General features: G+C 68.2%; 1 protein-coding gene (running past one end of the window). It reads right to left on the bottom strand.

The window, feature by feature from the left end; translation table 11 throughout:
* Positions 1-14,394, bottom strand: partial view of an ELWxxDGT repeat protein gene (locus V5E97_RS32015; RefSeq protein ID WP_406695605.1) — the 5' portion only. Its footprint begins 18,423 nt before the window's first position; only the first 14,394 of its 32,817 coding nucleotides appear in the window; the start codon lies at positions 14,392-14,394; its stop codon lies beyond the left edge, outside the window.
* Positions 14,395-14,423: the final 29 nt, after the last annotated feature.

Genomic DNA, 14,423 nt, shown 5'->3' with positions numbered 1-14,423 from the left:
GACGACGAGGTCGGGGCGGGGAAGCAGCTCCCCGTTGGCGCCCCCGAGTGCCTGCTGCAGTGCGGCGCGGCTCGGCTGGCCGGCGTAGACGGCGCCGGTGACGTGGACGAACTGGCGGGTGGTGTCCGTCAGCGACGCGGTCACCGTGGCCGTGACCACGCCGATATCGGCCCGGCCGTCGCTCCCATAGACGTCGCCCAGTGCCACCAGACGGCCGGAATTGACGGTGAGCACCTCCGGAGCCGAACCGGCCTTGCTCGGGTTGTAGCCGAAGACGAGGTAGTCGCGATCCGGGGTGACCGACCGCGAGGTGATCGCAAAATCGCCGTACCCGTCCAGGTCGATGTCGCCGAGCGCCCGGGCCTCCAGCTCCGAGAATTGGTTCGTCGTGACCGTGGTTGTGTAAGCCGGGTTGAACGGGACCGACCAGAGTTCGCGGCCGTGATACCCGTCGTCGGCGCCGAAATAGACACGGTTGTTATGAACGACGAATCCCTGAGGGTTCGAACCGCCACTGCCGCGTGCGATGTCCGTGATCCGTACCGTCCCGTCATCAGTCCCGTCGGTGCGCCACACCTCAGCTCCGTAAGAGTCGCCGGTCGCTGCGAAGTAGAGAAAGTTGCCGATCACCGCGAGGCCCTGTGGGAAGGAACTGGCGACGCCGGGGGCGAGATCCTTGACAAAGACTGTGCCCGCCGTCGTCCCATCGCTCTTCCAAAGCTCCGTTCCGAGTGCCGGCGTGCTGATGGTGAAGAATAGCGTATCGCCTACGGCGATCATGGACTTGGGATAAACGGCCGTGTTGAGCTCGGGGATGAAATCCTTCACCATCCTGGTGCCCGCCGGCGTGCCATCGGACACCCATAAGGCGTCCGGGCCGCCCGGGTCGGGATTGGACTCGTTGACGACCACTCGGAAGAACACACGGTTCCCGACGGCCGTTATATCGTCAGGAGAACCAATCAGAGTCAACACATGGACAGTGCCCCCGATCGTCCCGTTCGTCTTGTAGAGCCCAATATCAAAGGGGTTCTCGGGCGTCCACGCATCGAAGAAAACCGTGCCGTTGGCATTCTTGAAGCCGAATGCCCTATTTGTCGGGAACAGTCGAATGGTGCCGGTTTCCGAGCCGTCCGTGACGTAGGCACCATCGTAGTTAGGCTGCCCCCGACTGACGTTGAAATAGAGCTTGCCGCCAGCCGCCGTTAGAGAATCAGGATAAGCGCCGTCGCTGCCAGGAATGAGGTCGATGACTCGTTTCGTTCCCTCAGGCGTGCCGTCACTCTTCCAGATCTCGACTCCGGATCCCGATTCGTAGCCGATGTAGTAGACCTGCCCATTGATGACCGGCAGGTGAAGTGAAGACTGACCCGAGAAGCCGCCCTGTGACGTGATGAGCTCTGCCGTCCCGCTGACCTCATCAACCTTCCAAAGGCTGCCGTCCCAGCGGCCGTAGATGAGGTTGCTACCGTTGAATGCGAAGCCCAGCACGTGGGTCGCGATGAGCTGGGGCGAAAAATTCGCGCCGGCGGCTCTCCACAGGTCGCCATGACTCCCCGTGTAGTTGGTCACGAAGTAGAGAGCCTGGGGCGTGCTCAGGAACGCCTGAGGAGTGGAACTCAGCGTGCCCGAGGCCACATTCGTCAGTCGGACCGGAGTGCTGGTTGGAGTGGCCCGATACCACAACTGCTGAGGTGAGGTCGTACCCGAGCCAGTGAAGAACTTCGCAGGCGATAGCGCAGGAGGCTGGATCTCCGACGGACTACCGGTGTAAAGCCGTGTTCCTGCCGTGGTTCCATCGGTTTGCCAGATCCCGGACCGGCCCTGGCTGGTGAAATAGAGGATGCCATTGACGACGTTGATGTACTGGGGATCGACGAAGACCCCCGAATCGACGTCGCGCAGCCCCAGGGTCCCGGTGGCATTGCCGTCGCTTTTCCAGAGGATGTAGCCGTAGGACGGGTCATATGCCCTGAAGAGGAGACGGCTCCCGGCGGCAATAAGAGCGTGAGGCGACCCGGACGAGATCGAGCCACCGGGGTTTTGCGTCACGATGTTCTTCACGAACTGCGAGCCGGCCGGGGTCCCGTCGGTCTTCCAAAGCTCGTGCCAGTGCGTGAAATAGACGAGTCCGTTGACGTTCGTCAGGTTGTTCACCGCCAGGATCCGATCGTCCGCCTCGTGGACCTTCACCGTCCCGGCCACACTCCCGTCCGTCTTCCAGATGGCGTTGGTCGCCTCGTTATTGAAGACCGTGAAGTACAGGACGTCGTTGACCGCGATCATCTGGCTCGGGTTCGCATCCCGATTGCCTGGCACGATGTCCTTGAGCCGCACGGTCCCGACTGTCGTGCCATCCGTTCTCCAGAGTTCGATGCCGGTCTCACTGTCCTGAGCGGTGAAAAAGACCAGGTTGCCGAGGCGAAACAGCTTCGACGGCGAGGAACTCGAGGAACCGGGGTTGATGTCCTTTAAGAGCTTTGTGCCAGCGACACTGCCGTCGCTGACCCACAGCTCGTTGCCGTGGATCGCGTCGTTGGCCGCGAAGATGGCCAGGGGGCCAAGCTCAACGATGGGCGAGGTGATGAATGGGGAAGGGGTCGAGTTGAGGTCCTGCACGGCAGATTTATGGCCGTGGAAGACGCTCACATCCGCCTGGTTTGCGGTCGTCTCACGGATGATCGTGAAGTCCTGGTAGCCGTCGTTGTTGAAGTCGCCGACCCCGGCCACCTTGACGCCCCTTCCCGCGGACCCGGTCGGACCGGCGAGCGTCACGTCTGCATCACGTACGCCGAAGCTGACGGAGCGGACGATAACCACGTCGTCGACGTACCAGCCCTCGGCGGTGTTCGCAACCTCGTCCACACTGTCGAACTGGAAGGCGATGCGGACCTGGTGCGACGTGCCCCCGGCGTTGTAGCCCTTGGCGACGAAGAACTCCTGGAGGTTGAACTCGGCACGCGACCAGAAACCGCGGTCAGCGGCCGGGATCAAAGCCTGGTCCACGAGGGACTCGGCGTTGGAGGCGCCCGGGAGCGGCTCGAAGGGGCGGCCGTCGACAGAGATCAGCACCTGCGCCTGGTCGTACCGCGTCGGCGATCCCTCCGTCGCCAGGAAGTACTGGAAGGTCAGCCGGGGATCGTCGATCCCATTGACGAACACCTCCCGCGAGTAGACCGTGCCGGCGACCCGGGCCCGGGTATCGAAATTGCCGCCCCCGGCTGGACCTTCGCCCTGGCCAAAGTAGAGGTTGAAGCCGCCGCTGCGTGACTCAGAGGCCGCGGGGTTGAGCCGGCCCTGGGAGAGATGCCAGAGCCCGCCGACGGCCTGCGGTGACGTCGAGACGGGGGCCGTCGAGCCGAAATTGACGTTGAAGCCTTCGGTCTGCGCCGCCCCGCCCAGGTCGGTGAAATCCCATTCCAGGGAGCCGCTCGAGTCCTGGATCGACGCGAAGCCCGACGTCTGCGGCCAGACAGACCGCCCGTAGAAGACCGATACGTTTCCGGTCGCCGAGTCGGCCACCAGCAGGTCGTCCAACGGCTTCCCGGTCGGGCTGGTGTCGCCGTTGATGTTACCGGCGCTCGCCACGCTCACCTGCCCCGAGAGGCCCTTGATGACGATCTCAGCCTTCGAGGTTACGGCGACCGAAGCGGAGCCGCCCTTGAGTGCGGCCCACTGCGCCGGGCTGCGGCCGAAGAGGACGTAGACTCCGCGGGTCTCGAACGCGCTCCCGGGCGTGTCGGCTCCGGTGCGGGTCAGGGCGACGGCGATGTCCATGAGGCCGTCGCCGTTGTAGTCGCCCGGCTCGGCCAGGCTGGCCTGGGTACCGTAGGTCGAGGGAACCGTCAGCGGGGCCGGCAGCGCCAGGGCCAGCGAACCCCCCGCCGACAGATTCACATACGCGAAGCTGGTCCTGAGGAAGTCGGCCCCGTTGGTTTCCTGGTAGCTCGCGGAGTGCTGGTCGGTGTACTCCTGCACGCCCGAGATGAAGTCGCCCTTGCCGTCACCGTCGATGTCGCCCAACGGGATCACCACGGGGACCGCGCCCACGTCGCCGGGGCTGACCGACTGATTGGCCTGCCCGGCCCCGGCGTCGACCCCCACGGTGTCGCGCTGATAGCTGGTGAAGCGGATCGAGTACCGTAGGCCGCCCGAGAGACCACTGGTGCGGAGCCCGACGGCCAGGCCGAGCCGGTCCTGCGCCGTGCGGTTGGCCGCCGTGACCTCGACGCCAGCCCCCAGCGCCAGCGTGTTGGTGCGGGCGAAGCGGATCGAGCTGCCGAGGACCAGCGCGGTGACCTGCCCCTCCAGGCCGGCGGTGACGAGGGCCTGGTTCAGGACCGCCTGAAGGCCCGCCTGCGTTGTCGACTTGGGGATCAGGATCGTGGCTACCTTGCCGCCGGCCGCAGGGCCGCCGTCGACCGTCAGGGTGAACGTAGCGTCCTCGATCGAGCTGAGCGGCGGACCCTGGAAGTTAAGCTTCCGGCCCTCCATCGAGATCGGCGCGGGGACGAAGAGCAGGTAGTACTCCGGAATCCCCGCGAACTGCTCGACAGGCACAACGGTCGAGCCCACCTTCTGGCCAGCGTAGAGGTAGGCGTCCAGCGTCCGCTCCGTGCCGTCGGCGGCGGTCTCGACCACCCGGATCATGTCGCGGGCGAGGACGCCGGACTGAGAGAGATTGAACCGGTAGCGCGAGCCGGGGTTGCCGATCAGATACCAGTCGCCCGGATCGCCCGCGTGGAGGGTCAGCCCGTTCAGCTCCGTCAGCGAGGTGATCTGGCCGATGTTGGCGGCGTATTCCGGCGAGTCGTTCGGCGCGTTGCTGCTGCCACGCCACTCGTAGGCGTCGGGCGACAGGATCGCGTTGCCGGCGAGCAAGTCGTCGTCGGCGCCGCCGTAAAGCTTGTCAGCGCCGCCGAAGCCGAGGATGACGTCGTTGCCGGCGCCGCCGTAGATCGTGTCGGCCTGGGCGCCACCGAAGAGTCGATCGTTGCCGGCGCCGCCCCGGATCTCGAGCGCGGCGAGGGTCGCCCCCTGCTCGAAGTCACCCGGGTCGATGCCCCACTCGCTGTCCAGGTTCGGGAACTTGTATCCCGGCTCGGCGTGAACCTCGTCGTCGCCGGCCCTCGTGTCGATCACGAACCGCTCGACCGAGTCGGTCTGGAAGAATTGGTACCTCTGCATATAGAGCTGGTCGACGCCCTGGGCCTGGGCGTCCTCGACGAGCCGCAGGCCGGCGGCCGTGCTCCCCGACCGCAAGCCGATGGCCAGCGTGGCGCCGCGGCCGGCGCCTCGGGTGGCGAGGGTGATCTTGAACTCATCGAAGCCGGCTTCGACCTTCTCGTCGAGCCCGGCGCGGGCCAGCGCGGCGTTGATGTCCGCCACGAGGTCGAACATGTCCTGGTTCGCCGGCGTGCCGTCACCACCGTTCGTCGACGACGCCGTCACGGTCACGGTCGTCCAGGTGGCGCCGCCGTCGAGGCTCAGCGCGAACACGGCGTTCTGGGTGAGCCGATACGTCGTGGTCACACCGGCCGATGGGTCGATCAACGACTTGCCGGTCAGCACCGCCGGGTTCGGGCCGTTCGTCTGGAACTTCTGATTGATCAAGTCCCAGGCCAGGCCGGTGAACTCGTAGCGGTGCAGGAAGCGGTTGTAGCGCAGGGCGACGTTGTCGGGCACGGGGCGGCCGAGCCGGTCGAGGTCGCCGCCGAGGAACAGCACGCGATCGTCGCCCGCGCCGCCGTCGAACAGGTCGCTCAAGGTCGGCACCAGGGTCTGGGTCGTGCCGGGGATGAACGGCAGGTCGTCGGGAATGATCTGGAACGTGTCATCTCCCGACCCGCCGAAGAGCAGGTCGCTGGCCTGGCGGTCGAGGCCCCCGGTGAGGACGTCGTTGCCGGCCCCGCCGAAGATCCAGTCCTCCGAGGGTCCGCCGGAGAGCACGTCGTTGCCGTCGCCACCGACGATCACGTCGCGGCGGACGATGTCGCGGCCGGTGCCCAAGTCGATGACGTCGGCCGCGAGCGTCGGCTCGCCGGCCCTCAGGAACTCCAGGTTGTACTGGGTGGGGACCAGGTCGGCCGAGCGGACCTGCAGCCAGTAGGTCTCCCCGGGCGTGAGTCCAGCCAGCGACAGGGTGCCCGAGCCGATCCCCGCGAGGTTGAGCGAGGCATGCCCGTCGGGGCCAAAGTGGGGCTCGATCACGTAGCCACCGGGGTTGATCCCCGTGACCTTCAGCCGGTATTCAGAAGGAGCCAGGCCGGACAGGTCGACTGTAATAATCCCGGCCGCCTTCGTGACGCGGCCCGCGATCTGCAGGCCATCCGGCCCGTACAGTTCGACACGAATGTCGCCGGCAGGCTGCCCAGGGACCGGCGGCACCTCCTTGATCAGGAACGATGCGCCCAGCGCGGTCGACGCGACCAGGCCGAGTCCGCCGGTCGCCGCGGCATTCGGGCTGGACAGGGAGAGCGAGGGGTTCCCCTGTGGGTTGATCACGGCCAGTACGATCCGCCCGCCGGGCTCGGCGGTCGCAACTACGTTGCCCAGGCCGACCGCGGCGAGCGCCGCGTTGATGTCGGCGAGCAGGTCGGGCAGGCCCTGGTTGGTCGCGGTGGCCGCGGCTGTGATCGTCACTTCCTTCGCCGCCCCGCCGTTGATCGACAGGGAGAACACGGCGTTGCCCAAGAGCCGCCCGGTCGTGCGCACAGCGGTCGAGAGCAGGCTCGCCCCCCGGATCGTCGCGGGCGCCCCCTGCGTGGCCGTGAACCGGAACCAGTCAACGTCCGAGGGCGAGTGGATGGTCAGGCCTGTGACCTGGCCCAGGTCGGCGCCGGCACCGAGCTGGTAGGCATCCACTTTCGCGTCGTTGCCGCCGACATCGTCACGGCCGGACAGGTCGACCACGACGCCGGACCCACCGCCGACGCGGGGCCGCAGTTCGTAATGGCCGGCAGCGTCGGTGCTCCGGACCCGCAGGAGGTACGGACCAGGGGCCAGGCCGTCCAGCCCGATCGTGGCCAGGAAACTCGCGGCCGTGCTGGCCGACCGGAGCAGGTTCCCGCCGACGTCCCGCAGCTCGATCAGAAAAGTGCCGCTCACCTCCAACCGCGCCAGGTCGATCGCGTCGGTGGCGGTGCCTCGGGCCGGCAACGTGACCCGGAACCAGTCTTCGTCCGTCGCGTTATCGAGCACCGTCCCTGTGAGCCGGCCCGCCCACGCGAGCGAGCCCAGGCTGGTCGTCGTCGCCGCGGAGTCGTTGCGTTCGCCACGGTCGGGGGCCGGGGTCAGGCGTGGCTGGAGCCCGCCCACATCGACCGGGACGATCGACCCGTCGGCCGCGCGCCGGTACACGCGCAGGCTCAGCGAATCGGTCTCGGCCAGGCTGGTCAGCCGTAGCGCGTCCCATGGGAGTGCGCCGGGGGCAAGCTGGAAGCTATACCAGTCGACATCGTCGGGGCTGTCCAGCGTCAATGCGGTGAACCGCGTGCTCCGCGTCAGCCGCGCGGTCGCGGACTGGCCGTTGGAGAAGTGGAGGAGCGACTCGGTCGGATCGGCGGCGGCTGTCACCAGCCGCAGCGTCGCAGCCAGGCCGACCCTGAGTGTCGAGAGGGTCAGCCGTCCGGACGGGTCGATAGCCGCCCAGACGTCCGTGCCCAGCCCCGCGCGGACCAGCGCCGCGTTCAGGTCGGCCGCCAAGTCCTCGGCCGAGGTGTTATCCGGGTCGTCGACGAGGAGCAAGGCGACGGGTGCGCGGCCATTGAGGCTGAGCGTGAACGAGGCGGTGAGCCGGGTGGGCACCCCGTCGACGACGGCCATCAGCCGCCCGTTGGCCGGGGCCGCCGCGCCGGCGACGAGGCGGGCGGGCTCGCCGGCCAGGCCGTAGGCGGTCGTGACGTCGTCGTTACGGACCGGATCCTCACTGCGGTCGGACAGCAGGGCGTTGCCTGAGAGGATCGAAACATGATCATCCCCGGCGCCGGCGTCGATCCAGACCGTCTTCTGCACGGTGGGCCCGACCGTGATCGTGTCATTGCCGCCGAGGGCATCAACGACGATCGCCAGGAAGTCACTCTCGAAGGGCAGGAGTGCCTCCTCATTGGCCAGCTTCCAGGCCGACGGATTGACGCTCTGGCGGAAGGCATCGACCTTGAGGAGCTGGTTGGTCCGGTCCCAGGTAAGGTTGCCCCCCGCGTCGACGGCGTCGAAGTCGAGCCGCGCCTGGGCGGCAAAGGTGAAGTTGCCGTGGTTGTTGGTGAGGCGGGTCACCAGGTGGTGGCCCTGGAGGAAGCCCGGCTCCGTGACATAGTCAACGGTGATCACGTCGTCGGCGTTCGACCCGCCGACGTACCAGATCTTGCCCGACTGCTTGGCGTACTCCTTCCAGGCGTCGCCGGCCAGGCCGCCGTCGAGGCTGGCGAACTGGGAGCCGTCGCTCCGAACCAGGACATCCGCGCCGCCGTTCCCGTACAGGAAGTCGAGCCCGGTGCCGCCGTAAAGGTAATCTGCATCTTTACCGCCGAGCATGCGGTCGAGGCCCGTATCCTCGGGCTGGTAGGTCAGCTCGACCACGGTCTGGCCGGCGGCTGGGTGGCTCGCCGGGGTCACCGCGAAGACGAGCTCGTAGGGGACCTTCTGGAAGGCCCGCTCCGGCGGCAGGGGCAGGTGGCTGATCCGCAGCTCGTAGCTGCCCGCGGCGACTCCGCTCAGGCTCATGCGAACGGAGGACTGTACATCCGAGGTCTCGACGTGCGCGACACGCTGGCCCGCGGAGTTGTAGAGGTCGAGCGCCAGCGGGGCGGCGGCGCCGAGGTTGAGCGTCACCGAGTCGTCGGCGTCCCCCGAGGCCGTCAGGGTAAACCGGAGCCGGTCGACATGACCGGGGGTCGCGATCGCCAGGCCGGTGACCCGCGCCAGGTCGGCGACAGTCGTGCCGGCGGGCATCCAGCTCGCCAGGGCAAGGTCGTGCTGGGTGTCGTCGTGCAGGCCGCCGCGCGGGTCGACGAACACTCCGAACTGCAGGCCCGGCTCGGGCGGACGCGACCAGGCGTAGAGCTTGTTCTCGCCGTCCCCGCCGATCAGGTCGTCGTTGCCCTGGCCGGCGAAGAGCGTGTCGTTCCCCTCACGGCCCCAGATCCGGTCGTCGCCGCCGAAGCCCTGGGCCCAGTCGTGCCCCGACCCGCCGTCGATGTTGTCGCGCCCAGCGCTGCCCAGCAGCGTGTCATTGTCCGGGCCACCATCGAGCACGCCAACCCAGTCACGGCTCCGCGCCGACAGGCCGGAGAAGTCGATCGCGTTCGGACCCTCCGTGACGAATCCGAGCAGATCGTTGCCGGTCAGGCCGGCGATGCGAAACTGCTCGACCAGCGGGGTGCCGTCGGCGGCGCGCCAATCGAGCAGCAACGGCTGGGGGGTGTCGGTGTATTCCACCCGAAGCTGCCGTTGCAGGCCGGAAGGACCGGGCTGCTCGCCCACGAGGATGCGGTCGTTGATCTGGGACGATCGGTCGCCATCGATCAGGAGGATGTCGGTGGCGAAGTCGTCGAGCGTATCGCCGAGCCGCCGGTCGCCGCCGTGGCCGTCGATGACCTCGGAACGGCCGCTCGGGTTGGCGTAGGCGACGTCGAGTACGAGGATGTCGATGCCTCCGCCGCCGTAGAGGGTGTCGGTCGCGTCCTGGCCCTCGAGCCAGTCCGAATCAGCGCCGCCCCAGATCAGGTCGCCGCCACCGCCGCCTTGTAGCTTGTCCTCGCCGCTGCCGCCATAGAGCGTGTCGGACGAGCCGGCCAGGTGGGGGTTGACGGTGTTGCGGGCGTAGGCGGGGCCGGCGAGGTAGTCGCCGTGCACGAAGTCGTTGCCGCCGTCGCCGTAGAGGATGTCTTCCCAGAGGTTACCGTAGAGGAAGTCGTTGCCGCCCCCCCCGTGCATCTCGGTGCCGTAGTACCGCGTCCCGGTCTGGGAAGGGTCGGCGTAGGCGTAGAGTTGGTCGATCCCCTCGCCGCCCCAGAGCCGCTCGCCGGCCGCGGGTGCGGCCCCCGTGCCGTCGCCCCTCAGCTCGTCGTCGCCATCATCGCCGTAGAGTTGGTCGAGCCCCCGGCCGCCGTAGAGCGAGTCGGTGTTGGCGCCTCCGCGGAGCACGTCAGCGTCGTCGCCCCCCTCAACCCGGTCGTTGCCGGCACCTGCGTCGGCGTAGTCGCTGCCCGCATCACCGAAGAGAATGTCCTCCTGGCCGCCGCCGAACAGCCAGTCACCGTCAGGGCCGCCTCGGAGGACGTCGCGGCCGTCGGTCGCGTCGCCCGGGCTGCTGAAGTAGCCGACAATCAGGCCGCGGCTGTCGCGCACCACCGGGGCGATCGCCGGCACGTCGAATCCGGTCGCGTGGTCCCGCTCGGCCGCGTCCCAACCTTCGGGCCTGGCGAATCCGGCCTGGAAGAACTGGATCCGCGTCTGCTCGGCATAGCCGCCCCAGAGGAGGTCGGCGCCCGCGCCGCCGTCGAGATGGTCGTCGCCCGCCTCGCCCACCAAGACGTCGGCGCCGTCTTCGCCGAGGAGAATGTCGTCGCCCGCGTCGCCTTCAAGGTGATCGTCATCCCCGCCACCCTGGAGAATGTCGCTCTCGCTGCCGCCCATGAGGGTGTCGTTGCCGATGCCGCCGAAGAGCCGGTCCGGCTGCGGCCCTGCGTCAATCCAATCATTGCCACTGCCACCGTCAATGGTGTCGGAGCCGGCGAAGCTGTACACGAGGTCGGCGCCGAAGCTGGCCCAGATCGTGTCATCGCCCGCGTCGCCGTAGATCTGGTCCGATTGCGCGGCCTCGACGCCCACCAACGGCCGGGTATCGCGCTGGTCGCCATAGAGGAGGTTGCGGTCGCCCGCACCACCGGTGCCCACAAGGTCGGAGCCGGCCAGCAGAATATCGGCGCCCCAGCCGCCGATGAGCGTGTCGCTGCCGGCGGAGCCGATGAGCCGGTCGTCACCGTCGCCGCCGTCGAGCAGGTCGGCCCCGTCGCCACCGTCGATGGTGTCGGCACCGGCGAAGCCGTAGACGATGTCGGCGCCAAAGCTGGCCCAGATCGTGTCGATGCCCGCGTCGCCGTACATCAGGTCCGATTGCGCGGCCTCGACGCCCACCAGCGGGCGGGCATCGAGGTGGTCGCCGTAGAGGGTGTCACGGTCACCGACGCCGCCAGCGCCGTCGGCTCCCGAGCCGGCCATCACTGTGTCGGCCCCCCAGCCGCCGACAAGCGTGTCGCTACCGCTCGACCCGAAGAGAAGGTCGTCTCCGTCGCCCCCCTCGATCCAGTCGTTCCCGCTGCCGCCGTCGATGGTGTCTGCGCCCGCGTCGCCGTAGATCTGGTCCGATTGCGCGGCCTCGACGCCCACCAACGGCCGGGTATCGCGCTGGTCGCCGTAGAGGAGGTTGCGGTCGCCCGCACCACCGGTGCCCACAAGGTCGGAGCCGGCCAGCAGAATATCGGCGCCCCAGCCGCCGATGAGCGTGTCGCTGCCGGCGGAGCCGATGAGCCGGTCGTCACCGTCACCGCCGTCGAGCAGGTCGGCCCCGTCACCACCGTCGAGCAGGTCGGCGCCGGTGCCTCCCAGGATCTGATCGTTGCCGGTATTGCCTAGCAGGCTGTCGAGTCCGCGACCGCCATCGAGGACGTCATCGCCTCCCAGGCCGAAGAGGGAGTCGTCCGCGGCGCCGCCGTAGAGCTGATCCCGGCCGACGTCGCCATAGAGCTGGTCGCGGTGGAGGCTCTCGGTGGCCGTCGCCGCGTCGGGATTGTCCAGGTCTCCGAAGAGGACATTGACGTCCTGATCGGCCTCGACTCCGCCCCCCGCGGTGTTGAACCCGGCGAAGAGGATGTCGGCGCCCCAGCCGCCGATGAGCGTGTCACTGCCCCGGCCGCCGGTCAGCTGGTCGTCGCCGTCGCCGCCGTCGAGGTAATCGCTGCCGGCCTCGCCGTCGAGAGTATCGTTGCCCGTGCCCCCCTGGAGGGTGTCGCGGCCGGCGGACGCGGCGGCGATTCGCACGCCCGTCGCGCTGAAGTCGCTGTCGCCCCAGAGGATATCCTGCCCGGTGCCGCCGTCGAGCAGGTCGTCGCCCGTACTGCCGGCGAGTTGGTCGTCGCCCGCCTCGCCATAGAGAAAATCGGTTCCGGTGCCGCCGACCAGCAGGTCGTTACCGGCGCGGGCAAACAGGACATCCGCGTCGGCGTCACCGAAGAGCCAGTCGTCGCCGTCGCCGCCGTCGAGGGTGTCGTTCCCCTCGCCGGCGAAGAGGGTGTCGCGGCCCAACCCGCCGAGAATCGCGTCCGGCCCGTCACCGCCCTCGACGTAGTCGTCGCCATCCCCGGCGTCCACGGTATCCCCGCCGGTCCCGCCGAGGAGGACGTCATTGCCGAAGCTGCCGTAGAGCAGGTCGGCGTCCCCCTCACCCTCCAGCCAGTCGTTGCCCGTGTCGCCGTAGAGGGTGTCTCGACCGGCACCGGCGCGGAGGGTGTCGTTACCAGAGTCGCCGGAGAGGTCGTCGTCCCCGTCCTGGCCGAGTAGCAAGTCATCGTCCCGGCCGCCGGCGAGGGTATCGTTCCCGGCGCCGCCGTCGAGGCGGTCGTTGCCCGTGTCGCCGTAGAGAACGTCGAAGCCGGCGTCGCCGAAGAGCTGGTCGTCCCCACTGCCGCCGTACAGGGCATCCTGATTCTCGCCGCCGTAGAGCAAGTCCGCGCCGGAATCGCCGAAGAGCCAGTCGTTTCCTGAGTCGCCCTGGAGCCGGTCATCGCCGGCCCCGGCGTAGATGACGTCGTTGCCCAGGTTCCCCTTGAGCACATCGTTGCCGGCGCCGCCGGAGATCGTGTCGTCGCCCCCCTCGCCGTCGACCTGGTCGTTGCCGTCGCCCGCGTCGATGTAATCGTCGCCCGCGCGACCGGCGATCGTGTCGTTGCCAGCACCGGCGTAGATCGTGTCGTTCACGATGCTGCCGGTGATGGTGTCATTCCCGGTGCCGGCCGAGAGGTAGGAACCGCCGTCGACCCCGTAGCTGCCGATCAGTTCGTCGTTGCCGGATTCGCCGTAGATCGAGTCGCGGCCGGCGATTCCGGTCAGGGTGTCGTTGCCCGATCCACCCCAGATGAGGTCGTTGCCGTCGCCCCCTTCCAGATAGTCCTCGCCGCTGCCACCGTCGAGATAGTCGTTCTGGTCGCCACCGTCGAGGAAGTCGAAGTTGCGCCCGGCCCCCGGGAAGGAGGACAGGCCAGCGCCGCTGCGGCCGCCGTAGAGAGAGTCGCGGCCGGTGCCGCCGTAGAGGGCGTCGTTACCGTCGCCGGCCGACTCGAAGTTGTTGTGGTCGGCGCCGACGAGCGTGTCGTCGCCCGCATTGCCGTAGAGGATGTCGGCGTCGCCGCCGCCGTAGAGGGCGTCGTTACCGCCGCCCCCGTAGAGGATGTCGGGCCCGGCCGGGACGGCGCCTGCATCGCCCATCAGCGTATCGTTGCCCGTGCCCTGCTGACGCTCGTCGTCGCCATAGAGCAAGTCCGCGTTCGCGCCACCGTCGACGTAGTCGTTGCCGATGCCGCCGATGAGGTAGTCGTCGCCTGCGCCGCCGAAGAGCTCGTCGTTGCCGGTGCCGCCGTCGAGGCGGTCGTTCGCGCCATCCCCTTGCAGGTGGTCATTGCCGCCGTAGCCGTTGAGCGAATCGTCGCCCCCCCCACCGAACATCGAGTCGACGCCGGGCGAGCCGAGCAGAGTGTCGCGGCCGTCCTGGCCTTCCATCCAGTTCCGGTCACCGGAGCGGTAGCCGGATTGTTCGTCGAGCAGGTCGTTCCCGGAGCCGCCGAAGAGGCGGTCACTGCCGGCCCCGCCGGAGAGTTGGTCCTGGTCGGCGTCGCCGATGAGGAGGTCGTCGCCCAGGCCGCCGACGATCGTGTCATTGCCGCCGCCGCCCAGGATCGTGTCGCTCGCCGACCCCCCAACGAGCAAGTCGTTGCCGCCGTTACCGATGATCCGGCTCCGCAGATTGACCGTGTCCACCACGATGATCTTGTCATCGTCGTCGCTGCCGACGATGACGATCTGCGAGATGCCCGTCAGGTCGTACAAGGCGAGGTTGTTGTGCGGGCGGTCTTCGTGCTTGTTGGATCGCTTCTGCTTCCAGGTGTTGTACTTGGTGGCCACGCGCTCGTTGACCACGAAGTCGGGCCCATCAATGATCAACTTGCCCTCGGCGACGGCAACGCCGATGTCGGCGCCGCGGTGCCCCAGCCTCGCGCCCGCCTCGTCGGCGTTCCAGTTGATGTAAATGGTCCCGCCGTTGACGGTGGCAGAGTACGTGTAGCGGTCAGGGTAGCTGACCTCCTCCCAGGAGCCAAACCCGAAGTTGTTCGTACTCCGCACGAGGTTCTCGCCCACGGCGGCCAGTCGAT

The organism is Singulisphaera photorubra (assembly GCF_045290345.1).
In the GTDB taxonomy this organism is placed as follows: domain Bacteria; phylum Planctomycetota; class Planctomycetia; order Isosphaerales; family Isosphaeraceae; genus Singulisphaera.
This window is presented reverse-complemented; position numbering and strand designations above follow the sequence as displayed.